Origin of the sequence: Nonomuraea sp. NPDC049129, from assembly GCF_040648495.1 — a bacterium.
Taxonomy (GTDB): Bacteria; Actinomycetota; Actinomycetes; order Streptosporangiales; family Streptosporangiaceae; genus Nonomuraea.
In genome coordinates this window covers 141,642-165,246 of the sequence record NZ_JBEZDU010000022.1, presented here as the reverse complement: position 1 = coordinate 165,246, position 23,605 = coordinate 141,642, and the positions used below count along the sequence as shown (strand labels likewise).

General features: G+C 68.6%; 19 protein-coding genes. 9 read left to right on the top strand and 10 right to left on the bottom strand.

Translation table 11 applies throughout. The features are described from left to right. Positions 1-54: 54 nt before the first annotated feature. Positions 55-765: a type 1 glutamine amidotransferase gene (locus tag AB0B64_RS46230; RefSeq protein ID WP_357944782.1), complete on the top strand. Its 711-nt coding sequence runs from the start codon at positions 55-57 to the stop codon at positions 763-765. 80 nt (positions 766-845) lie between these two features. Here the strand turns inward: AB0B64_RS46230 and AB0B64_RS46225 are convergent, their stop codons facing one another. Beyond that, positions 846-1,367, bottom strand: a complete 522-nt coding sequence (locus AB0B64_RS46225) for an HXXEE domain-containing protein (RefSeq protein ID WP_358188461.1) — start codon at positions 1,365-1,367, stop codon at positions 846-848. A 76-nt stretch (positions 1,368-1,443) separates the two neighbouring features. On the opposite strand from AB0B64_RS46225, the gene AB0B64_RS46220 reads away from it, so the two are divergent. The 3 genes from AB0B64_RS46220 to AB0B64_RS46210 all read left to right on the top strand — a co-directional run bounded on the left by AB0B64_RS46220 (position 1,444) and on the right by AB0B64_RS46210 (position 6,053). After that, positions 1,444-4,383, top strand: coding sequence for a bifunctional [glutamine synthetase] adenylyltransferase/[glutamine synthetase]-adenylyl-L-tyrosine phosphorylase (locus AB0B64_RS46220; protein WP_358188455.1), 2,940 nt, complete (start codon positions 1,444-1,446; stop codon positions 4,381-4,383). Between the two features lie 71 nt (positions 4,384-4,454). Further along, positions 4,455-5,489: a hypothetical protein gene (locus tag AB0B64_RS46215; protein ID WP_357944793.1), complete on the top strand. Its 1,035-nt coding sequence runs from the start codon at positions 4,455-4,457 to the stop codon at positions 5,487-5,489. A gap of 21 nt (positions 5,490-5,510) precedes the next feature. After that, positions 5,511-6,053, top strand: a complete 543-nt coding sequence (locus AB0B64_RS46210; protein WP_358188450.1) for a GNAT family N-acetyltransferase — start codon at positions 5,511-5,513, stop codon at positions 6,051-6,053. A gap of 31 nt (positions 6,054-6,084) precedes the next feature. Here AB0B64_RS46210 and AB0B64_RS46205 read toward each other — a convergent pair whose 3' ends face one another. Further along, positions 6,085-6,936, bottom strand: a complete 852-nt coding sequence (locus AB0B64_RS46205) for a LysR family transcriptional regulator (protein WP_358188445.1) — start codon at positions 6,934-6,936, stop codon at positions 6,085-6,087. 84 nt (positions 6,937-7,020) lie between these two features. On the opposite strand from AB0B64_RS46205, the gene AB0B64_RS46200 reads away from it, so the two are divergent. Beyond that, positions 7,021-8,454: an MFS transporter gene (locus AB0B64_RS46200; protein WP_358188440.1), complete on the top strand. Its 1,434-nt coding sequence runs from the start codon at positions 7,021-7,023 to the stop codon at positions 8,452-8,454. A 49-nt stretch (positions 8,455-8,503) separates the two neighbouring features. Here AB0B64_RS46200 and AB0B64_RS46195 read toward each other — a convergent pair whose 3' ends face one another. Next, entirely contained in the window at positions 8,504-9,292 is a 789-nt protein-coding gene (locus AB0B64_RS46195; protein WP_357944804.1) for a hypothetical protein, read from the bottom strand. A 1,839-nt stretch (positions 9,293-11,131) separates the two neighbouring features. Between AB0B64_RS46195 and AB0B64_RS46190 the strand changes: the two genes are divergently transcribed. Further along, a complete protein-coding gene (locus AB0B64_RS46190; protein ID WP_358188431.1) occupies positions 11,132-11,470 on the top strand; it encodes a hypothetical protein in 339 nt (112 codons plus the stop codon). Between the two features lie 107 nt (positions 11,471-11,577). Here the strand turns inward: AB0B64_RS46190 and AB0B64_RS46185 are convergent, their stop codons facing one another. The 7 genes from AB0B64_RS46185 to AB0B64_RS46155 all read right to left on the bottom strand — a co-directional run bounded on the left by AB0B64_RS46185 (position 11,578) and on the right by AB0B64_RS46155 (position 17,990). Continuing rightward, on the bottom strand, positions 11,578-11,913 hold the full coding sequence (locus tag AB0B64_RS46185; RefSeq protein WP_357944810.1) for a hypothetical protein: 336 nt from the start codon (positions 11,911-11,913) through the stop codon (positions 11,578-11,580). Between the two features lie 268 nt (positions 11,914-12,181). Continuing rightward, positions 12,182-13,138, bottom strand: a complete 957-nt coding sequence (locus AB0B64_RS46180; protein ID WP_357944813.1) for a hypothetical protein — start codon at positions 13,136-13,138, stop codon at positions 12,182-12,184. Between the two features lie 31 nt (positions 13,139-13,169). Next, a complete protein-coding gene (locus AB0B64_RS46175) occupies positions 13,170-13,589 on the bottom strand; it encodes a hypothetical protein (RefSeq protein WP_358188422.1) in 420 nt (139 codons plus the stop codon). Then, a complete protein-coding gene (locus tag AB0B64_RS46170; RefSeq protein ID WP_358188419.1) occupies positions 13,586-14,332 on the bottom strand; it encodes an NAD(P)H-binding protein in 747 nt (248 codons plus the stop codon). Before AB0B64_RS46170 ends, AB0B64_RS46175 begins: the two co-directional genes overlap by 4 nt. Positions 14,333-14,395: 63 nt before the next feature. Next, positions 14,396-15,286 (bottom strand): RNA polymerase sigma-70 factor, encoded by an 891-nt coding sequence (locus AB0B64_RS46165; protein WP_357944820.1) that lies wholly within the window; start codon positions 15,284-15,286, stop codon positions 14,396-14,398. A gap of 134 nt (positions 15,287-15,420) precedes the next feature. Then, positions 15,421-16,845 carry a type I glutamate--ammonia ligase gene (glnA, locus tag AB0B64_RS46160; RefSeq protein WP_225298326.1) on the bottom strand — a complete coding sequence of 475 codons (1,425 nt, stop codon included), beginning with the start codon at positions 16,843-16,845 and terminating at the stop codon, positions 15,421-15,423. A gap of 95 nt (positions 16,846-16,940) precedes the next feature. Further along, positions 16,941-17,990 (bottom strand): hypothetical protein, encoded by a 1,050-nt coding sequence (locus tag AB0B64_RS46155; RefSeq protein ID WP_358188407.1) that lies wholly within the window; start codon positions 17,988-17,990, stop codon positions 16,941-16,943. Positions 17,991-18,078: 88 nt separating this feature from the next. On the opposite strand from AB0B64_RS46155, the gene AB0B64_RS46150 reads away from it, so the two are divergent. From AB0B64_RS46150 to AB0B64_RS46140, 3 genes are all read left to right on the top strand, one after another. Beyond that, positions 18,079-18,540, top strand: a complete 462-nt coding sequence (locus tag AB0B64_RS46150) for an RDD family protein (protein ID WP_358188393.1) — start codon at positions 18,079-18,081, stop codon at positions 18,538-18,540. 63 nt (positions 18,541-18,603) lie between these two features. Then, on the top strand, positions 18,604-22,920 hold the full coding sequence (locus tag AB0B64_RS46145; protein WP_358188387.1) for a GH92 family glycosyl hydrolase: 4,317 nt from the start codon (positions 18,604-18,606) through the stop codon (positions 22,918-22,920). A gap of 57 nt (positions 22,921-22,977) precedes the next feature. Beyond that, positions 22,978-23,598 carry a TetR/AcrR family transcriptional regulator gene (locus AB0B64_RS46140; RefSeq protein ID WP_357944831.1) on the top strand — a complete coding sequence of 207 codons (621 nt, stop codon included), beginning with the start codon at positions 22,978-22,980 and terminating at the stop codon, positions 23,596-23,598. Positions 23,599-23,605: the final 7 nt, after the last annotated feature.

Sequence of the window (23,605 nt, the reverse complement as noted above, 5' to 3'; positions counted from 1 at the left end):
GGGCAGTTGGATGCGTGCGGCTTGGTGAAAGTTTGGGCGGATAAATTACTCCTTATGAGGATTACGGTCATTGAGCACGAGGCAGACGCGACCCTCGGCTACCTGGGCGACTGGCTGGGGCCGGTCTGCGACGTCGTACGGCCGTACTTGGGCGAGGAGGTTCCCGAGCGCGCCGCCGACGGGCTGATCGTGCTCGGCGGGGAGGCGGCGGCGTGGGAGGACGATCGCTGCCCGTGGCTGCCCGCCACCCGCGACCTGCTGGCCCGCTCCGTCGAGGACGGTACGCCCACGCTGGCCATCTGCCTCGGCGCGCAGCTGATGACCCTGGCCTGCGGCGGCACCGTCGAGCGGGGCGGCGAAGGGCTGGAGGTGGGCGTCTGCGAAGTGGTCGCGCTGCCCGCCGCGGCCGCCGATCCGCTGCTGTCCGGTGTCGGTACGGCGGTGGCCGTCCAGTTCCACCAGGACGTGATTGCCCGGTTGCCCGACGGGGCGGTGCCGCTGATGACGGGAACGCCGTACCCGAACCAGGCGTACCGGCTGGGCGCGGCGGCCTGGGCGGTGCAGTTCCACCCCGAGGCCACGCCGGAGATCTTCACCTCGTGGTCCACGGCCTCGGGCCTCGGCTCGGCCCGCGAGCTGAACGCGGCGGTCGGCGCGGCCGAGGAGACGCTCATGGCCACCTGGCGGCCGGTGGCCGAGGCGTTCGGGCGCCTGGTCGCCGACAGGGCACGGCCGGACCTTGAGCCCATTCAGGGCATGTCCTGAGTCGTTCCCCGACGCGCGCCCTGGCTGTTCCTGGTCTGCGTCGGCTGATGTCCGCGCGTACCGGCCGCCGGGCCGGATGATTACCGGCGGCCGGTACGGGGTCGGGTGAGCGCGTGGGCGAGTGCGTGGACGCCGCCCAGGACGAGCGGCAGCGCGGCCAGCCCGGTCAGGGCTGACCCGGCGCCCCCAGTCGGCACTCCCGACGCCTTGAGCCGCCGCCATGCCCACACCGTGAACGGGATCACCACCACCGGCGCCGTCACCACGCCGGGCGTGTAGCCGCGCGCGAGCGCCGACTGCACCAGATGGCCCACCCCGTGCAGCCCGAACCCGGCCAGCACCGCCTGGAACACCGGGCTGCGTCCTCCGGTGCGCGCCCCCATGGCCGACGCCCCGGCCACGACGCCGCCCATCAGCCCGATCGCCACGTTCACCTGCCGCTGCGACATCTCCAGCCGCTGCCACGGGACCTGTGGGTAGCGCCGCTCCAGCTCGGGCCGGTGCTCGCGGGTCCAGCGGGCCATCGTGGCCAGCTCCTCCGCGTCGTGCGCCACCCAGGCCGCGAGCAGCCCCCACGTCACCGTCGCCGGCACGCCGTCCATCTCAACTCCCTAAAACGCAACGCAACGTTGCGTTTAACTTTAGGCTTCGGGGGCGGTGGGCTGTCAAGATGGAGGGGTGCCGAGGATCGAGTCCACCGCCGCCCGCCTGGCCAAGCTCGGCTTCGCCGACGGCGCGCGGGCCGCGACCCTGGTACGACAGTCGGGGGCCGAGCTGGACGATCTGCTCAAAGGACTGGTGGCCGTGTCCGATCCCGACCTGGCGCTCGCCTCACTGACCCGCCTGGCCGAGCGCGAGCCCCGCGTGCTCGACACACTGCGCGCGGACGAAGACCTCCAGGGCCGGGTGCTCGCGGTGCTCGGGGTGAGCGCCGCCTTGGGGGAGCACCTCGTACGCCATCCCGAGCAAATGGGGCTGCTGGCCCTGCCCGAGCTGGGAGACGCGCGGGCCGAGCTGCTGCGCGCCGTCGGCGCCGAGCCGGAGGAGGACGAGCCCACCGCGTCGGATCCCGGCGCGCTGGTGGCGCTGCGGGTCGCCTACCGCGGGCGGCTGCTGCATCTGGCCGCGCGCGACCTCACCGGGCAGATCGGGTTGCCCGACGTCACCGCCGAGCTGTCCGACCTCGCGGGCGCGGCGCTGGAGGCCGCGCTGGCCATCGCGCGGGCCGAGGTCGACGCGAGTGACGTACGGCTGGCGGTGGTCGGCATGGGCAAGCAGGGCGCCAGGGAGCTCAACTACATCAGCGACGTTGACGTGATCTTCGTGGCCGAGCCGCGCGAGGGCGCCGACGAGACGGCGGCGCTGCGCGGCGCCACCCGCCTGGCCCAGGCCATGATGCGGGCCTGCACCGCGACCACCCCCGAGGGCGCGCTGTGGGAGGTCGACGCCGGGCTGCGGCCCGAGGGCCGCGCGGGGCCGCTGGTGCGCACGCTGGCCAGCCATCTGGCCTACTACCGGCGCTGGGCCAAGACCTGGGAGTTCCAGGCGCTGCTCAAGGCGCGGCCGGTGGCCGGCGACCTGGCGCTGGGCTCGGCCTATGTCGAGGCGGTCAACGAGTTCGTCTGGTCGGCCGCGACCCGGGAGCACTTCGTCGAGGACGTGCAGGCCATGCGCCGCCGCGTCGAGTCCCACGTACGGGCCGAGGGCGAGCGGCAGATCAAGCTGGGTCCCGGCGGGCTGCGTGACATCGAGTTCGCGGTGCAGCTGCTGCAGCTGGTGCACGGGCGGCAGGATCCGCTGCTGCGGCGCAAGGCCACCCTGCCGGCCCTGGCCGCGCTCTCCCGTGGCGGCTACGTGGGCCGTGACGACTCACGCGGGCTGGCCGAGGCGTACACCTTCCTGCGCCAGGTCGAGCATCTGCTGCAACTGCACCGGCTGCGTCGTACGCATGTCCTGCCGTCGGACCCCGACGACCTGCGGCGGCTGGGCCGCGCGCTCGGCATGCACGCCGACCCGGTGGGGGAGTTCACCGCCAGGTGGCGCCGCCACGCGAGGGAGGCGCGGCGGCTGCACGAGAAGTTGTTCTACCGGCCGCTGCTGCAGGCGGTGGCCCGGTTGCCCGAGTCCGAGGCCCGGCTGTCCACCATCGCGGCGGCCGCCCGGCTGGCGGCGCTCGGCTACGTCGACCCCAACGGCGCCCTGCGCCACATCGCCGCCCTGACCACGGGCGTCTCGCGGCGGGCGGCGATCCAGCGAACGCTGCTGCCGGTCATGCTCGGCTGGTTCGCCGACACCCCGGACCCGGACGCGGGGCTGCTCGGCTTCCGCCAGGTGAGCGACAAGCTCGGCACCACGCCGTGGTACCTGCGGCTGCTGCGCGACGAGACGGCCGTGGCGGCGCGGATGGCGCGGGTGCTCGGCAGCAGCCGCTACGCGACCGGGCTGCTCCTGAACGCGCCCGACGCCGTCGGGCTGCTGGGCTCCGACGAGGACCTGGCCGCGCGCTCGCCGGACGCGCTACTGAAAGAGGCGTCGGCCGCCGTGTCGAGGCACGGGTCCGACATGGAGTCGGCGGTGGCGGCGGTACGTGCGCTGCGGCGCAGGGAGCTGTTCCGTACGGCCGTAGCCGACATTTCCGGACTTATGAGTATTGAGCAGGTCGGGGTGGCGCTGTCGTCGCTGAACGACGTGACCATCCAGGCCGCGCTGGACGTGGCGATCGGCAAGGTCGAGCTGGAGCGGCGGGGGGCGCTGCCGACCAGGTTCGCGGTGATCGCCATGGGACGGCTCGGCGGCATGGAGTCCTCCTACGCCAGCGACGCCGACGTGATGTTCGTACACTCGCCCGTGCCCGGCGCCTCCGAACGCGACGCCACCGACGCCGCGTACGCGGTCGCCAACGAGCTGCGCCGCCTGCTCGCCCTCCCCGCCCCCGACCCGCCGCTGCTCATCGACCCCGACCTGCGCCCCGAGGGCAGGCAGGGCCCGCTCGTCCGTACGCTGGCCTCCTACCAGGCCTATTACGCGCGCTGGTCGTCCCCTTGGGAGGCGCAGGCACTGCTGCGGGCCCGCTTCTCGGCCGGTGACGCCGCGCTGGGCGCCGACTTCGTCGCCGTGATCGACGACCTGCGTTACCCGCCCGAAGGCCTGTCCGACGACGTCGTACGCGAGATCAGGCGGCTCAAGGCCCGCATGGAGGCGGAGCGGCTGCCACGCGGCGCCGATCCCGCCCTGCACACCAAGCTGGGCCCCGGCGGCCTGTCGGACGTCGAGTGGGTGGCGCAACTGCTGCAGCTCCGTTTCGCGGCCGGACACCCGGCGCTGCGGACCACCCGTACTTTGGAGGCGCTGCGCGCGGCCGAGGGGGAGGGCCTGCTCGCGGCCCCCGACGCGGCCGTACTGGCGGCGGCCTGGCGCTTCGCCTCGCGCGTCAGGGACGCGATCATGCTGGTCAAGGGCCGTCCCGGCGACAGCGTCCCGGCCGACGTCAGGGAGCGCAGGCTCATCGCCCGCATCCTCGGTTATCCGCCCGATGGCTCGGAGGACTTCCTCGACGACTACCGCCGGGTGACCCGGCGGGCCCGCCAGGTGGTCGACCGGGTCTTCTACGGTTCCTGACCTGTAACAGGTTGGTTGCGGGCCGTGCGGGCGCGCCCTGGCGGGTGTATCAAGGCGCGGGGTGATCCATTTTGCTATCCATTTACGTCGACCTCGCGTTAGGTCTGGTGCTGGCGTTCCTCCTGCTGTCGCTGCTGGTGAGCGGGCTGAACGAGGCTTTCGTACGGCTGCTGGGCATTCGTAGCAAGTTCCTGTGGGCCTATCTCCGCGACACCATGGACGGCAGCGACGCGCAGGGGAAGTCGTGGTTGCCGGCCAAGGTGGCCGACGTGTTCGCGCGGCTGCCGTTCATCCGTGATCCACGGCCCGCCCACAGCGACCAGCCGGCCCCGGTCGAGGCGGCCCAGGCGCCCGAGCAGGAGACCAAGGCCGACGACGCCGTGACGAAGCTGCTCTACCAGCGGGTCCAGGAGATCGACCATCCGAAGAGGGGCCGCACCAGCATCGCCAACATTCCGCCGGAACGCTTCGCGGTGGCCCTGATGGAGATGGCCGCCGGCGAGAAGGACGGCGTCGAGGGGCTGCTGGCCAAGCTCAAGTCGATGGGCAGCCCGCTCTACGGCCATCTCAAGGGCGTGTGGGAGACCGCGCAGCGCGACATGGACCGCTTCCGGCAGGGCGTGGAGACGTGGTTCGACGGCGAGATGCAGCGGCTGTCGATGCTCTACAAGCGCTACGTCAAGTGGGTGGTCGCCCTGCTCGGCGTGGTGGTGGTGCTGCTGTTCACGATGGACGGGTTCGAGTACGGCAAGACGCTGCTGCGCGACAACGCCTTCCGCGCCTCGGTGACGGCCGTGGCCGAGGCGGGGCCCGACGCCTACAGCGAGCTCAAGGAGCGGTGCGCGCAGTCCAATCCGATGCCGTGCATCACTGAGACGCTGAGCCAGCCCGCGCTGGTCATGGTGTTCGACCACGCGATCGTCAATATCGCGATCCCGGCCGAGGGCGACCCGAGCATCCACTGGAACGGCGCCGCCTGGTGGGACCGCCTCACCACGCTCAGCCACTGGCCCGGCTATGTGCTGACGTTCGTGGCGCTGCTGTTCGGCGCGTCGTTCTGGTGGGACCTGCTCCGCCGCCTCACCGGTCTCCGTGGCCGTCGTTAGATCTGGGCTAGTGTTGCGCTGATGGAGACAGAACGGCTCATCATGCGCAGATGGCGCGACGACGACAGGGAACCGTTCGCGGCGATGAACGCCGACGCCGAGGTCATGGAGCACTTCCCGGCCCTGCTGACCAGGTCGGAGAGCGACGGCTTCGTCGACAGGATCGAGGCGGGCTTCGAGGCCCACGGGTACGGGCTCTGGGCGCTGGAGGTGCGCACGAGCGGCGAGTTCATCGGGTTCACCGGGCTGGTCCTGCAGACGTTCGAGGCGCCGTTCACCCCGGCGGTCGAGGTGGGCTGGCGGCTGGCCAAGGCGGCGTGGGGGCACGGGTACGCGATCGAGGCGGCCCGGGAGGCCGTACGGTATGGGTTCGACGTGGCGGGGCTGGACGAGATCGTCTCCATAACGACCGTGGGGAACACCCGCTCGCGCAAGGTCATGGAACGCCTGGGCATGACCCGTGACATAGCTGACGACTTCTATCACCCGCGGGTCGCGGCGGACAGCCCGCAACGGCCGCACGTCCTGTACCGGCTCAGGCGCGGTCAGGCGCTCATGGCGTAGTACATACCGGCTTATGGGTGGTCTGGGCAGGTCAGGCGCTCATCGCGTAGAGCACGTCGCGCAGGGCGGCCTCGCGGCTGCGCAGCCAGACCAGCCGCAGAACCAGCGTCGGCGCGTCGGAGGCGGGGTCCGTCTCTGTCGCGAAGTCGAGCGGGACCAGTGTGCCGGCGGTCAAGTGCGCCTCCAGCGTGAAGTCGGGCAGCAGCGCCCTGCCGAACCCCTGCCTGGCCCACTCACGTGCCATGGCGATGCTGGTCAGCTCCCTGCGCGGTACCTGCGAGCCGAAGAGCTGATCGGCCGCCAGCCGGATCGAACACCCCGGCGCGCTCACCAGCAGCGTCTCCCGATCACCGTCTGGAGCCGCGACCAGCAGCAGCTTGACTTCGTCCACGTCCAGAAAGTCCAGGTCGGGTGGCGGGGCGAACCCCAGCCCGCCGATCCGCGGACCGGAATCGAGCAGGAGCGCCGCGTCCAGGTCGCCACATGCCACCTCGGACAGCAACGCCTGCCTGGTGTATGAGCGCACCTCCACGTCCAGGTCGGGGTGGCGCTGCGACAGGCGGCGGACGATGACCGGCAGTTTGGCCGCGGCCAACATCTCCAGCGCCCCGATCCGGACCTGGCGGCGTCCGCCGGTCACCGCCCGCCGTACCTCGTCCGCATGGTCGAGCAGGCCCTGCGCGCGTGTGAGCAGAGTGGCGCCTGGGCCGGTCAGGCGCATGCCCTGGGGAGTGCGCTCGAAGAGCGCGACGCCGAGGCTGTCTTCCAGCCTGCGCACCTGTTCGGACACCGAGGCAGGGGCGAGACCGAGGTTGTTCGCGGCGCCGGTGACGGTGCCCGCCCCCGCCACCGCCACGAACCCCCGCAACTGACGCAGATCCATTCGGCCAAGCATACGGTTTTCCCGAACGCCCCCTGCGGCCGCGCCTGTTGAGGGGAAATATGCCGCTTTAGCAGGCTTCGGGGCATGAAGATGTTCGGTTTCTCCCTGGCCTACTTCTTGGTGATCCTCGACACGACCGTGCTCACGATCGCCCTGCCCGACCTCCGTACCTCCCTCGGCGGCTCACTGGCCGGACAGCAATGGGTGGTGAACGCCTACACCGTCGCCTTCGCCGCGTCACTGCTCACCGGGGGAGCGGTCGCCGATCGGTACGGCGCCGCCCGGATCTTCAAGGTCGGCGTAGCGGCCTTCGGCGTGATCTCACTGCTGAGCGCCGCGGCGCCCCATCTCGGCGCGCTGGTCGCGGCCCGCGCCCTGCTCGGCGTGGCGGGAGCGCTCTGCACGGGCGGCTCACTCGCCCTCCTGCCCGAACTCTTCCCCGGCCCCGCCGCCCGCGCCCGCGCCACCGGCCTGTGGGCCGCCATCACCGGCACCGCCCTGGCCGCGGGCCCGCTTTTGGGCGGCCTCCTGGTCGACCAGTACGGCTGGCGGGCCGTCTTCCTGCTCAACCCACCCATCGCCCTGATCAGCCTGCTGGCCATGCGAAGGGTGCGCTCACCCCGGGGGCACCGGCTCATCGACTGGTGGGTGCAGGCGCTGGCCTGCGTACTGCTCGGCCTGCTCGCCGAAGCCCTGATCGACTCGTCACCGGTCGCCGGGGTAGCGGCCCTGGTCGCCTTCGTCGTGCTGGTGATCGTGGAGCGTCGAAAGGTGCTCGCGGATCGCCGCCCGCCATTCGTGGAGCGACGAAAGGCGCTCGCGGATCGCCGCCCCGTCTTCGTGAGGCGACGGAAGGTGCACGCGGATCGCCGCCCGCCATTCGTGGAGCGCCGCGGGCTGTTCGCAGGGCGCCGCAGTCACGCCCCCGTCCTGCCCGGCGGCTTGCTCGCCGTGACCTGGCCGGAACTGCTCGCGGGCATGGTGGCCAACTTCGCCTTCTCCGGCGCCCTGTTCGTCCTGACCCTCTTCCTGCAGGACACCCACCACCTGACCCCGCTGGCCACGGGCCTGGCCTTCTTGCCCCTCACCCTCCCGATGACGGTGAACCCGCTGCTCACCGGCCGCCTGGTGGCCCGCTACGGCCCCCGCCCCCCGATCCTCGGCGGCCTCGCCCTGCTGGCGACCGGCCTGGCCGGCGTCTCGCTCACCGACTACCTGGCGCCATGGCTGGTCGTGATGGGCTTCGGGCTGTCATTCGTACTGCCAGCGCTGATGGCCGGCATCCTCACCAGCGCGCCGACCGGCACGGCGGGCACGGCAGGCGGCGTCCTCAACGCCTCCCGCCAGGTCGGCGCGACGCTCGGCGTGGCCGTACTCGGCGGCCTGTCTCACCCTCTGCCGGTGGCCGCCATCCTGACCGCACTGACCTGCGCCTGCTACGGCGTCATGGCCCGCGCCCGACGGACGATGTCCACCGTTGGCTCACCAGGGACGGCTGGACTTCCAGCCGGGAAGTAATCCGGGAACCGCAGTCATCTGTCGTGATGGATGAGTTGACTGCCCATGGTTATTCTTCGCTCCATCCGCTCATGACCTTGCCCAAAACAATCAACACCATCCCTACTACCATGACGACGAAGCCCTCCGTGGCCAAGCGGGGTGGCCATCCTGCTGCAGCTATCTCGGTTATGGTCTTCTCTCCGCTGGACAGCGGGAAAGAGGGAGCGACGAACATGTAGAAGCCGATGAAGGCGACCACTATTCCAGCTATCTCTATCAGCTTGGATACGACTCCGCTGAATGATCTCGAAGTCCTCGGCGGACGTGCGTGAGTCCTGCGTGGGTCGCGTGCGTACGCTTTGACGGTAAATTCTTCGCTTGCTGGGCGAGCACGACCTTTCTCTCGCTCCCGTAGGAATTGGCCGATTACGGTGAGGATGGCTCCAATGAAAAATCCCATAAACATGGTGGGGAATCTGCTATGACCTGATTCGTGTTCCCCGACGGCTCCACCGATCATGCCCAGCGCGGCGCTACCCATGGCAATTAATAGGCCGACTCCATAGATGACGCCACCAGGGCTGCGCAAAGCGCCGCGTGGAATATCGCCATCGTGTTCGTCCAGCCAGCGTTCCACTACGCTACGGATGGCTTCAGCCCCCGGGCCTTCGATTACCGTAGAATTGATGTATACCTTGCCGTCGCGCTCCAGGTATACATTCGTGTTTCCGAACTGCAAGACATTCCTGCCATGAGACCGTATCGACTTCTCTAGGTAGTCTATGTCCTGTTTTTCGTATCTACCGCTGGCAATCTGGCGAAGGATGGCAAGGATGACATCGTCGCTACTGGGCACGGTCCCTCATGGCATGCATTCCAGTACCTGCTTCTAATTATCTAGGGTTGTCCCCGAAGTAGTTATTCGATGAGCCCTCGTTGTATACGTTGATGTTTCCGATCTGGCCCACTGAACGACTTCCGGTTGCTACCTGCCCTTCTGAAGGCGCCGTAGGTGTCGACTTGGCTGATGGCAGTCGATTGATTTCGGCAATGGGTGAAGTGCGTCTGGATCGGCATAGCTCAATGACCCCTGGAACGGCAAGTGCCAAGCCGCCCAGGGCAACGAACAGCCCGAGTACAGTGGCAACTTTCTCAGCCTGAGCGAGGCCGACAATGGCGAAATAGATGGCTAGGCCAACCACTGCTCCGACTGCGACAACTCCACCTATCCGCATAAGTACCACTCGTGACATGGGAGCTATTATCCACGGGCAGCTTGATCATTTGCAGACTGCTCGAGAGAAAGTAGCACCTTTGTCTCCGTATTGGTGGGTAGTTTTGTCCATGCGTGAAGGCTGACGCGCACTTTTTGGGGTTATGTGCTAGCGGCATTGGCCTTGCGCAAGGTGCTAATAGGCGAGGGGTCAGTGCTCGATCTTCGGCTCGTTGCCTGCGAATCCTTCGGCGCCCAACTTGGCGTGCTCCGACTCGACCGGCCTGGTCCGCTTCGAGTTGCCAGGCTTCGTGTGGGTGGGGGTGGGTGGGAGACGCACCGGTCGCAGAGTGGCGTCTCAGATGCGGATACCGCGAGGCTGCCGGGCCAGAACGCCCTGGAGCGGGAAGATGCGCAGTACGCGCCGTAGGGGGCCGCCTGGGCCACTCAAGTGCAGAAACGGCCCGGCGCATTCGTGATTCGATGCCGGGCCGCTCTGTTCCGGTCCTGTTCCGCCACTGAAGTCCACATCGTCTGGCGCAGGATAGGCACTCACGACATCTTGACTCCGCCACCCGGTCCGTAGAGGCGGAACCCACCCTCGGTGTGGCCGTACTCGGCGACCCCTTGCCGGTGGCTGCCACCGTGACGGCACTGACCTGCGCCTGTTACGGCGTCGCGGCGCGCGCCCGGCGGACACTGCCCGCCGTCACCGAGAGTTTCGGCGATCTTGGGGGCCATGTCGTACGTGGCTCCTGACCACCCGCTCACCGGGACGGAGATACAGGCGGCTCGGGAGGAGACGCTTGGACTCGGTACCCGCAGTGAAGAGGCTTGAGTGGGATCCCGGATCGTGGGCAGCGAAGCCCGCTGGGTATTTGCGAACGCCGAGCCGGAGAGATCCGGCTCAGAAGGTGATGTGCGGCGGTGCCGGCGCGCATACTGGGCAGGGTGTTTCTGTGAGACGGCTGGTCTCCTTGTTGACGTGGGCGACCAGGCCGGAGCCGACACAGTAGCCGCACAGCCCTGTTCCCTCCAGTGCCGGATGCAGCCACGCGGGGAGTGGTGCCGTCGGCGCGGGTCGAGGGTTCACTTTTGGATCGTCAGGACCGCCTACGACGCCTCTGCCGTAGCAGCACATGCATTTGAGCACATACCCAGGAATGCTCCGATCTGCGCCGGTGCCTTGGCATTCGGGGCAGGTGAGGGGGTGGGTCATTGCCAACCACCCCTCACGCAAGTGCGGCATTTGGTCCACTCGTGCTCTTTGTCGCTTTTCCCGTTCGGGTCTTCCCAGTTACCACCCTCGCCGAAACAGGCGCCGCGGCGCCTGTGTTCTTTCTGCTCGTCATCGTCGTCTATCGTGCCCATGGCTTGACAGTATGGGGTGCGCGGGAAGTGGCGCCGGGAAGTCGGTCGGCCGGGACCATAAATCCCGTTTCCAGTAGTTCTGTGAGATGCGTTGGATAAAGTTGGGCATTTGTGAGAGCTTCCCGTTGGTTCGCTGTCGCCTTCCTCTCCACTGTCGGCGCGCTGATCGTCTACGCGCACGGATTCTGGGCTGGGCGATTTCTCGAGCTGGCTCCCAACAGCGAATACTGTGTCAGCAAGCTTTTAGGCTTTCCGGCTACCTCATGGACGTGGCTCCCGCTCAGGCATCTGTGCCATTGGCGGGATGGAACCACGACCGATCTGGTACCCGGATACGTCAACCCGCTGGTGATCCTGCTGATCGTCGGCGCGGTCACCGGAACCGTGATGTGCGCGCTGACGCTCATCGGGCGATCATCACGCGGTACGGACAGGAACTCGACCGGCTGAAGGCCCTGCTCGGAAGGCGGGTACCGGCCGGGATCGAACGCATGGCCATCGGCTGTTGGGGGCAGCCGATGGCCTTTCCCAGAGTTGTGAGTGCCCGGCGGGTGCGGTCAGGACCAGAGGTAGCTGAGTCTGACCTGCAGAGGCCGGTCGAACTCGATGCTGACCCGGGTGTCGACGCCGTCCTCGAAGGCGCGGACGTTGTGCACGGTCATGCGGGCGCCGCCGATGAAGGGGTGACCGTTGGCGTCGATCTCGGTGATGGAGACGGTGACCGGGGTGAACGGTGTGACACCGGCCAGCGCCGCGCGGAGGATGACCTCTCCTGCGGCGCTGAAGTGTTCGTTGCGGCCGTGAACCTCGTCGGCGGCGGTACCCGTCTGGTCGGCGGGTGCGTGGGCGTCGGCTTCGATGGTCGGGATGGCGCTGACGGTCTCTTGGGACATGGGGGACTCCTTCTCTCGACGAGTCGGGTTCGACTCGTTCGGCTGACTCCCATCGTCGGCAGCTTCCCGGTCATCCACATCCCCCTTGATCTGGGGGTTGCCGGGCACGGTCTCAAATCAAGGCGTCGACGCTCGCAGTCGGCTCTTCGCGCGTCATGATCGGCTCGCCGCGCGCTCACCGTACGCCGGATGCCAGACCAGGCGCTGATATGGGGGAGAAAGGGGTCGTCGCAACACAGTGATCACTTACTGGCGGCGGCTGCGCCGGTCATCTGGGTTTCCCGTGCCGGGCCAGCAGCGGGACGGTGGCGAGTTGGACGAGGGCGGCGGCGGCGAGGATGCCGTTGGTGACCTCCTCCCGCCAGGCGGGGAGGTGCTCGGAGAAGCCTGACTGCTCATCCGCGTACATCAGCAGGTTGCCCCAAGCCACGAGTGGCAGCGTCAACAGGTAGACGACCGTGAAGACGCCGACGAGCAGCAGGGAGCGCGGGCGAACGCCGTGCCTACGCAGGAGGATCCCGTGCAGGGCCAGACCGACGGCGGGCACGACGGCGAAGGCCCATATCTGCAACATGAGGCGTAGCGCGTAGTCGGCCTCCCAGAAGGACCCGGGATGGGCCGCGCTGCGGGCGATCTGGTCGGACACGAGGTTGGCCGCGGCGAAGGCCAGGAGGAACGCCAACGGGAGCAGGAGGAGCCACACATTCCAGGGGGAAGAAGGTGGAAGGACCGTGTCGCGGCGCACGACGCCGCGCACCGCGAGGAGTTGGGCGATCGCGGCGGCGGCGAGGATCAAGCCGAGCAGCGGCAGGTACCACGGCGGCGACAGCGCGCCCATGTCGAAGGGCATCGTGGCGTATCCGCCCGACGGGTCGAGAAACTCCTCGTCGTAGCCGGTGACCGGGTTGAGGACGTAGAGGACTGGCATCGCGGCCATGTAGGCAGCGCTTAGGAAGCCTGTCCCGAGCATGAGGCCCGCGGGCCGGCGGTTCAATCCGAACTCGACGAGGCCGAACAGCAGGGTGGCGGCGATGAAGAAGGCCCCGAGCAGGGCGATCCGCCCCTGAGCGAAGGGGATGAAGGCGTCGATCGCTTGGGGCACTACGTCCTCGTTCGCCTCGACGGGGCCGGCGGGAAGGCGCCTCTTCACATCGCGGACGGCGAAGAAGTTGACGACGACCACGACGAGGCCGAACGGCAGTGGAAACCATGTCAGTTTGCCCATAAGCGTTCGATGATCGCATACGGTGATCGGTTCAAGTCGAGCGCGGCGCTTCGCGCACCGATAGGAGCCTATTGGTGAGCGGCCACAAGACCAGCGGGATCACGGCCGCCGCCGAGAGCGCGAGCAGCAACGGCACGCGCTCTCCAGGCGTCAGGTGGTGCAGCAGCCGCACGTGGATCGCCAGGTGCGGCACCGCGAACACCACGTACACGGCAAGCGCCGTGCGCACCATGCCGCGCCGTACGACGAAGAAGCTCACCCCCAGCGCCACCGCCGTCGCCAGGCTCATCGCGCCATAATCCATCATCAGATGCGCGTTGTACGGCATGCGCATCCCCACGAACGGGATGTCGAAGAACGATCGGGGGAAGAACAGCGCCCAGCAGCCCACGGCGAACTGTGTCGCGGCCAGGAACGCCAGGCCCGCGCGGAGCCAGATGCGCGCGCTCATGCGGTGAGGAACCGCTCGAAGGTGATCTGCCCGACGGCATGGTCGGGAGCCAGGTGTCTTCCTTCCCGAAAGCCGCGCATTCCCCCGATCCCGGGCAGCGGCACCGACACCACCGGCCGGCGGCTGGACCGCGCCCGAGCATAGGCGCGGGCCAGATCGGCCGCGGTACGTACCTCAGGCCCGCCCATGTCCCGCGCCCGGCCCGCCGGTGGCGCCTCGGCCAGGTCGGTCAAGCGGGCGGCCACCTCGCCGGTGTCGATGGGCTGAAAGCTGACCCCGGCGGGCATCATGATCATCGGCAGCCGCCGCTGGATCGCGCACATCCAGGCGATGAGCTCGTGGAACTGGGTGGTGCGCTGGATCGTCAATGGCAGCCCGGACTCTTCCAGGAGCCGCTCACACGCCAGCTTCGCCCGATAGTAGGAGATGTCAACTAGATCGATGCCGACGATGGACACGTAGATCAGGTGCGGGCGACCGGTTCGCATGGCCGCCCGGACGAGATTGCGGGTGGCGTCCTGGTCCGCGTGGCCGTTACCGGTCGCGCAGTGGATGATCGTGTCGGTATCGGCGACCGCATACTCGAGCCCCTCACCCGTGATCAGGTCGCCGCGGTGCGTCATCTGGTCGCGCGGCGGCTTGCGGCTCAGCACGCGTACGGCGTGGCCGGCGGCGAGAAGCCGTGGAACCAACCTACGGCCGAGCCGGCCGGTACCGCCCGTCACCAGGATCGGATCTGTCATGGGTGGCAACTCTCATGGAAGAGCGCGAGGCTGATGGCCGCGCGCGGTTGTCAGGTGCACCCATTAAGAACCGGTCAGCCCTTCCCGACGTGACAACCGAAGTTTGGCGGGATTGGCGATGATGCGAATCTCGCTGATCAGGCCGCCCGCCGTCTCCGGCACCAGCACGCCGATCAGCTCCTCACCGGCCAGGGCCAGCAGGCCGGGAGCGCCGTTCAGTTCCGCGATCGACAGCCGGATCCGCTGACCGGTGGTGCGCGATGCGCCGACCAGATAGCGCGCCACCCGGTCGGCGCCGAAGACAGGTCGCCTGGCGGCGCTGATCCTGCCGCCGCCGTCCACCCACACGGTCACGTCGTGGGCCAGCAGCTTCTCCAGCCCTGGAAGATCCCCCTCCTCCGCGGCCGCCAGGAAACCTTTCACCAGGTCACGGTGGTGAGCCCGGTCCACCGGGCGCTCGGTGCTCCCACGAGCGTCGGTGAGTCGCAGGCGAGCACGCCGATACAGCTGCCGGGAGTTCGCCTCGGAGGAGTCGATGACCTCGGCCACCTGGCGATGGCTGTAGTCGAAGGCCTCACGGAGCACGAACACCGCGCGCTCCACGGGGTTGAGCCGTTCCAGCAAGGTCAGGAAGGCCAGTGAGACGAAGTCTCGCTGTTCGGCACTGTCCAGCGGTCCCAGAGCGCCGTTCGCGGTCAGCACCGGCTCAGGCAGCCACGGACCGACATAGCTCACCCGGCGGGCACGCGCCGAAGTCAACCGGTTCACGCACAGGTTGGTCGCCACCTTGGCCAGCCACGCCCACGGCGATTCGACAGCCAACGCGTGGTGCCAGCGGAGGAAGGTGTCCTGGACCACGTCCTCGGCCTCCTCGGCCGAACCCAGCATCCGATAGGCCAGCCCGAACAGGGTCGAGCGGTGCCGCTCGAACTCCTCAACCGCGTCACCCGTCACGCCCGCCAGCCTTCCAGGCCACCGAGCCGGGCCGATATTCGACCTCCGTACGCCGCTCGCGCCCAGACGATCACCCACCCGAGCGCGGAACAGCCCGGAACCGTGGTCGGTTCCGGGCTGTTCCGGTCGGGCTGCTAGATGTCGTAGTAAAGCTCGAACTCGTGCGGGTGCGGGCGCAGCCGGATCGGGTCGACCTCGTTCTCGCGCTTGTACGCCACCCACGTCTCGATCAGGTCAGGCGTGAAGACGCCGCCCTCCAGCAGGTAGTCGTGGTCGGCCTCCAGCGCGGCCAGGACCTCGGGGAGCGAGCCGGGCACCTGCGGCACCTGGCGGGCCTCCTCCGGAGGCAGCTCGTAGAGGTCCTTGTCGACGGGCTCCGGCGGCTCGATCTTGTTGCGGATGCCGTCGAGGCCGGCCATCAGCATGGCCGAGAAGGCGAAGTACGGGTTGCACGACGGGTCGGGCACGCGGAACTCGATGCGCTTGGCCTTCGGGTTGGACCCCGTGATCGGGATGCGGACGCAGGCCGAGCGGTTGCGCTGCGAGTAGACCAGGTTGACCGGGGCCTCGTAGCCGGGCACCAGACGGTGGTAGGAGTTGACCGTCGGGTTGGTGAACGCCAGCAGCGACGGCGCGTGCCTGAGCAGGCCGCCGATGTAGTAGCGGGCCGTGTCGGACAGGCCCGCGTAGCCGACCTCGTCGTAGAAGAGCGGCGAGCCGTCCTTCCACAGCGACTGGTGGCAGTGCATGCCGGAGCCGTTGTCGCCGAAGATCGGCTTGGGCATGAACGTGACCGTGTGGCCGTATTCGAGGGCGGTGCTCTTGATGACGTACTTGTAGAGCATCAGGTTGTCGGCCGTCTTGAGCAGCGTGCCGAACCTGAAGTCGATCTCCGCCTGGCCGGCGGTGCCGACCTCGTGGTGCTGCATCTCGACGTCGATGCCGGCCTCGATGAGGTTGCGCACCATCTCCGAGCGCAGGTCCGTGAAGTGGTCCATCGGCGGGACCGGGAAGTATCCGCCCTTGTAACGGGGCTTGTAGCCGAGGTTGCCGCCTTCGGTGGCCTTGCCGGTGTTCCAGGCGCCCTCGATGGAGTCGATGTAGTAGTAGCCGGCGTTCTGCCGCGTCTCGAAGCGGACGTCGTCGAAGATGTAGAACTCCGCCTCGGGCCCGAAGTAGACGGTGTCGGCGATGCCGGTGCCCTTGAGGTATTCCTCCGCCTTGCGGGCGACGTTGCGCGGGTCGCGGCTGTAGGCCTCGCCGGTCAGCGGGTCGTGCACGAAGAAGTTGATGTTGAGCGTCTTGTGCTGGCGGAACGGGTCGAGCACGGCGCTGGACGGGTCGGGCAGCAGCAGCATGTCCGACTCATGGATGGCCTGGAAGCCGCGGATCGACGAGCCGTCGAACATGAGCCCATCGGTGAAGACACTGGCGCCGAAGTTCTCTACCGGGAAGGTGAAGTGGTGCGTCGTCCCCGGCAGGTCGGTGAACCTGACATCGACGAACTGCACCCCTTCGTCACTGATGAACTTCAGGACGTCGTCGGCGGAGTTGAACACTCTCGAACCTCCCTGGGGACATGACTATCAGGCCGAGGTTAGGTCGCGGCCGTTTCCGATCGGTGTCTCGATTGTTTCGCACATGTTAAGCGGACTCAGGTCGGGTCCGAAGCCCAGCACCTGTCCTTGTCGTCTTTTTTGCCGTGCTTGTCGTCGTCCAGGTCGTAGGGGTTCGACGGTGGGCCGCTCGGTTTCACCGCGTCCGGAGCGGAGTCGTCGTAGGCGGGGTGGATGAAGAAGTCGCCCACGTCGCAGCGCACGGGGGTGCTGGTTTTGCTCCAGTCCTTCAGCCACAGAACGAGCTCTCCCGCCTCGCGGTAGACGAACACGCTGCCGACGCGGTGGGTGACGAGGCGGATGGTCGTGGTGGGTTGTCCAGGGCGGTTCACGGCATAGACCACGAGGTAGTTCAGTTTGACCTCGGCGCCGCTGCGGCCGTACTTCCTGGCCTTGGCCACGGTCGTCCTGCCCTTGACCTTGATGACGTCCGTGGAGAGCTGGGCGGTCTTCGGGGCGAAGCTGGTCACCCAGCCGCGGCTGTCGAAGTCGTCCTTGGCCCTCTTCTTGAGGTCCAGGTACTTCTGGAACCAGACGCGCTGCTCGCGATCGAGCAGCTTCATGAACGCCTTCGGCTTGCCGCCCATGAGCGTCTTGCGGTCGAGGAAGGCCGCGGTCATGAGCTTGCGGGTACGGTCCAGCGCCTTCGCCACGTCCTTCTTCGACAGCCCGCCGAGCGCCTTGGCCTTGGGCAGGACGAAGCCGGCCGCCCCCTCCGCGTACTTCTCGGCAGGGGAGCCCGCGAACGGGTCCGCCGCGGTCGGCTCCGGGGTCGCGGTCTCGACGCCGGCCGCCTCCGGGGCCGCCATGACCGGTTGGGTCTCCTCCGGGACCGGCCCCGGACTCCCGACCTGCGGTGTCAGCAGGTCGGGCCGGGCGGCGACGATCACGGTCGCGCCGCCGATCACCGCGGCCACCAGACCGGCCGCGAGCAGGCCCCGCCCCGCTCGCCGTGGCCGGGTGGCCTTGTCCGAGCGCGGCGCCCTGGCTCCCCTGCTGGCCGCCGCGCGCATCCTGCGCCGCTCGTCCTCATCGATCTGCGCGACGAGCTCGTTGAAGCGCGCGTCTAAGTCATCCCCGTTCGGCATGGCGTACATGATGGGGGACAAAGGTGATCTTTGTGGCGCGGTTGGGTCACGATCCCGACCGCGCCCCCCGCCGGATACCGTTGAGGGTATGAGCGGGAACGAGCCTCGGTGGACGCAGACCTGGCTGGGCGGTGTGAGGGCGGCGGGGGTCGATCTCGGCTACCCGGGTGAGCGCTTGGGGCTGCCGGAGCAGGGGAGCGGTGCCGTCGCCGGGTGGGGGCGGCGCATCGCCGGGCTGGTCATCGACTGGATGATCTGCACCTGGGTCGTGGTCCAGCTCGTGCTGCGGATGAACCCGGCCGAGTCGCCGTGGGCGCCCGTGGTGGTGTTCGCGATCCAGTACATCCTGCTCGTCGGGTTCATGGGGCAGACGTTCGGGCACCGGCTCGCGGGGATCAGGGTGGCCGCGATGGACGGTGGCAGCCCCCGGCTGGTGCCCGTGCTGGCACGCACGGTGCTGCTCTGCCTGGCCGTGCCCGCGCTCATCTGGGATCGCGACCACAGGGGGCTGCACGACCGCGCCTCCAACACGGTCGTCGTGCGTATGTGAAACGTCCATTGACAACGTTGTCTTCGCGGAGTCTGCTGTTGACAACGTTGTCAGGAGGGCGACATGCGGAGAGCACGTCTTGCGGTCGTGGCGACCGCGGCTGTACTGGGATTCGCCGGGTTATCCGGGGTGGCGACGGCCGATCCGCCGACGTCACCAACAGTGACCGATCCAGCTCCGTCACCGCTGCCGTCGGACGCGCCTTCGGCGGCGCCCACGCAGCCGGCGCCCATCGAGGAGGTGACGCCGCCTCCGGGCGCCAAGCGGGAAGCCGCCGTACGGACCGCGCCGCCGGGGGCGCTCTTCTATTCCTCCCTCGAGACCGGCGACCCGCAGCCGACCTGGCTCAACACGGTCGACGAGGGCAGGAAGGCCGAGGGGATCACCGGCGCCACCACCGGCGGCATCCCGGGCAACATCACCGACGAGGTCGTCGACATCGCGGCCAGCGGCGAGAACACCCCCTCGGGCGAGGTGAAGGAGAACCTGTTCGACGGGGACGTCAACACCAAGTGGCTGGCGTTCACCGGCACGGGCTGGGTGTCGGTGAAGCTGTCCAAGCCCATCGCGGTCACCCGGTACGCCATGGCCTCCGCCAACGACGCCGCCCAGCGCGACCCGCGTGACTGGGCGCTGGAGGGGTCGGCGGACGGGCAGAGCTGGACGGCCGTGGACACGCGGGCGGGGGAGGTGTTCGACGCCCGGCTGAAGACCCGCGAGTTCGACGTCGCGCATCCGGGCTCCTACCTCTACTACCGGCTCAACGTCACGCGGATCGGCTCGGGCGCGATCGTCCAGCTCGCCGAGCTGCAGCTCTCGGACGGCGATACCGCCCCGAAGCCGCCCTCCGACATGCGCAGCCTGATCGGCCCCGGCCCCGGCAGCGGCTACACCGCCAAGCCCCGCGCCGGCTACACGGGCCTCAAGGCGCTGCGCTACTCCGGCAGTACGACCACCAGCGGCGGCGGCCACTCGGCCAACAAGGTGTTCGAGACCGACATCGAGGTCACGGCCGACACCGAGCTGTCGTACGTGCTGTTCCCCGAGTTCACCGGTGCCGCGCTGAGCTACCCCAGCACGTACGCGAGCGTGGACCTGGCCTTCGCCGACGGCACCTACCTCAGCGATCTCAAGGCCGACGATCAGCACGGGATCAGGCTGACGCCGCGGGCGCAGGGCGAGTCCAAGACCCTCTACGCCGACCAGTGGAACTTCCAGCGCTCCCGCATCGGCGACGTGGCCAAGGGCAAGCGGATCAAGCGCATCCTGATCGCCTTCGACGCGCCGGCCGGGCCGCTGCCGTTCAAGGGCTGGGTGGACGACATCACGCTCGTCAACGCCAAGCCCCAGCAGGTCAAGAGCCTGGCCGACCATGTGGTGACGACGCGCGGCACCCAGTCGACCGGCGGCTTCTCGCGGGGCAACAACTTCCCGGCCACGGCCGTGCCGCACGGGTTCAACTTCTGGACGCCGATGACCGGCTCCGGGTCGAACTCGTGGCTGTACGAGTATCACCGCAACGGCAACGCCGACAACGTCCCGACCATCCAGGCGTTCGCCGCCAGCCACGAGCCGAGCCCTTGGATGGGGGACCGGCAGTCCTTCCAGGTCATGCCGTCGCTGCTGGCCAAGCCGAACCCCGACCGGGTCGCCAGGGCCACGCCGTTCCTGCATTCGGGCGAGACCGCCAGGCCGTACTACTACGGGGTCGACCTGCTCAACGGCATCCGTACGGAGATCGCGCCCGCCGACCACGCGGCCGTGTTCCGCTTCACCTTCCCCGGCGACGGCGGCAGCCTGATCTTCGACAACTACAACAACGACGGCGGGCTGACCATCGACCAGGGCGTCGTCACCGGCTTCACCGACACGCGCAGCGGCCTGTCGGCGGGCGCCACCCGGATGTACGTCTACGCGGTCTTCGACCAGCAGCCCACCGGCGGCGGCAAGCTGACCGGCGCCGGCCGCGACAACGTGACGGGCTATGTCGCCTTCTCCGCCAAGCAGGTCACGATGCGCATCGCCACCTCCTTCCTCGGTGTGGCGCAGGCCAAGCGCAACCTGGAGCTGGAGAACGGCACGTTCGAGGAGGTCAAGGCGCGGGCCCAGCGCGCCTGGGAGGAGAAGCTGGGCACCGTCGAGGTCGAGGGCGCCACGCCCGACCAGCTCACGACGCTGTACTCGAACCTGTACCGGCTGTTCCTCTATCCGAACTCGGGCTTCGAGAACACCGGTACGGCTGCCGCGCCCGCCTACAAGTACGCCAGCCCGGTATCGGCCAGGAGCGGCCCGGACACCCCCACCCAGACCGGGGCCAAGATCGTGGACGGCAAGATCTACGTCAACAACGGCTTCTGGGACACCTACCGGACGACCTGGCCCGCCTACTCGCTGCTGGCCCCCGAGGCGGGCGAGCTGATCGACGGGTTCGTCCAGCAGTATCGCGACGCCGGCTGGATCGCCCGGTGGTCCTCGCCCGGCTACGCCGACCTCATGGTGGGCACCAGCTCGGACGTGGCCTTCGCCGACGCTTACAGCAAGGGCGTGCGCGGTTTCGACGCCAAGTCGGCGTACGCGGCGGCGGTGAAGAACGCCACCGTGGTGCCGACGAACCCGGTCGTCGGGCGCAAGGGCCTGCAGACCTCGATCTTCCGCGGCTACACCGCCCTGAACGAGGTAGGCGAGGGCCTGTCCTGGGCCATGGACGGATATATCAACGACTTCGGGATCTCGAACATGGCCGCGTCCCTGGCCAAGGACGCCACCGGCGCGGAGAAGGCCCGCTACCTGGAGGAGTCCGAATATTTCCGTAGCAGGGCCCTGAACTACGTCAACATGTTCGACCCGGAGGTGGGCTTCTTCCAGGGCCGCGACTCCACGGGCAAGTGGCGGCGTACCAAGGCCGACTACGACCCCCGCGTCTGGGGCTACGACTACACCGAGACCGACGGCTGGAACATGGCCTTCCACGCGCCCCAGGACGGCACCGGACTCGCCGCCCTCTACGGCGGGCGCGCGGGTCTGGCCAAGAAGCTCGACGCGTTCTTCGCCGACCAGGAGACGGCCACGTTCCCCGGTTCGTACAACGGCGTGATCCACGAGATGCGCGAGGCCAGGGACGTCCGCATGGGCCAGTACGGCCACAGCAACCAGCCCTCGCACCACATCATCTACATGTACGACCACGCGGGGCAGCCGTGGAAGGCGCAGGCCAAGGTCAGGGAGGCGCTGTCGCGGCTGTACCTGGGCAGCGAGATCGGCCAGGGCTATCCGGGCGATGAGGACAACGGCGAGATGTCCGCCTGGTACGTCTTCAGCGCCCTCGGCTTCTATCCGCTCCAGGCCGGCAGCCAGGACTACGCGATCGGCTCGCCGCTGTTCACCAAGGCCACCGTGCACCTGCCCAGCGGCAAGGACCTGGTGATCAATGCCCCGGCCAACAGCGCCGAGAACGTCTACATCCAGAGCCTCAAGGTGAACGGCAAGGCGTGGACGTCCACCGCGCTACCGCACGACGTGCTGGCCGGTGGGGCCGTACTGGACTTCGCGATGGGGTCCAAGCCGTCCACGTGGGGCGAGCCGCCGGCGTCGATCACGCCCGACGGCGAGATGCCGCGGCCCATGCGCGACATCCCGGTCACCGGGGGCCCGGCGGCGCTGTCGGACGACACCTCGGCAACCACAGCCACCGTTTCCGGAAATATCACTCTTCAGGCGGGAACGCGGGACCAGGTGAGCTTCTACACCCTCACCTCGGCGGCCACCGGTCCCACGTCATGGAAGCTCGAGGGCTCCTACGACGGTACGGCCTGGACGGTCATCGACCAGCGGGACGGCCAGCGGTTCGACCAGGCGAGGCAGACCCGGCCGTTCAAGATCGCCCGCCCCGGGCGGTACGCCCAGTACCGCCTCACCGTCTCCGGCACGCTGGCCGAGCTGGAGCTGCTGGCAGTGCCGGATCCGGCCTGCACGCGATCCGTCACCGGCACCCACAGCGGCCCCCTCACGGTCGGCTCCGGCGTGACCTGCCTGGCGGCGGGCGCGAACGTGACCGGCCCCCTCGTTGTCCGGCAGGGGGCCTCGCTGATCGCGCGGGCCGCCACGGTCGGCGGACCGGTCACCGCGGTGGGCGCCGGGCGGCTGGTCCTGGTGGACACCTCGGTGGGCGGCCCGCTCACGGCGACCTCGGTGAAGGAGCTGTCCGTGGAGAAATCGGTGGTGGGCGGACCGGTGACGCTGGTCGGCGACAGCGGGCCGCTGATCGCCGCCAGCACGGTCAAGGGGCCGTTGACCTGCACGGGCAACTCCCCGGCGCCGACCGCGAACGGTCTGTCCAACACGGTCTTGGGACCGTCGGCCGGCCAGTGCAAGGGTCTCTAGCGCGATAAAAACCTTACCGGGTTCGATATTGAACCCGGTAAGGTTTATGCTGTCCCCATGATGATGGCCGGACTCAGGGAGAAGAAGAAGGAGCAGACCCGGCGGCGCATCGCCGAGGTGGCGCTGCGGATGTTCGCCAAGCGGGGCTACGAGGCCGTGACGGTCAACGAGATCGCCGAGGCGGCCGGGGTCGCGAAGGTCACGCTGTTCACCTACTTCCCGACCAAGGAGAGCCTCGTCCTCGACGTGGTCAAGGAGGACATGGCGAAGATCGTCAACGAGCGGCGGCCGGGACAGGCGCCGCTCGAGGCGCTGCGCGAGCACTACCGGGCGTTCGCCGCCGAGGACACGGAGGGGGTCGACGTCGAGGGCCTGCTCACCCGGGCCTGGGTGATCTCGGCCAGCCCGGCGCTGATGGCGGGGCTGCACCAGACCCGGGCCGGGCAGCGGTACGAGCTGGCCGCCGCTCTGGCCAGTGCGCGTGGGGTGCCGGACGGGTCGTGCGAGCTGCGGGACCAGCTCATGGCCGCGCAGATCACCGCCGTGCTCACGACGGTGCAGGAGGGGTTCTTCCAGCGGCTCGTCGAGGGGACGCCCATCGCCGAGGCGGGCGGTCGGCTGGCGGACGACGTCGAGCTCGCCTTCGACCTCCTAGAGCACGGCTTCACCGGACAATAAGGGGATA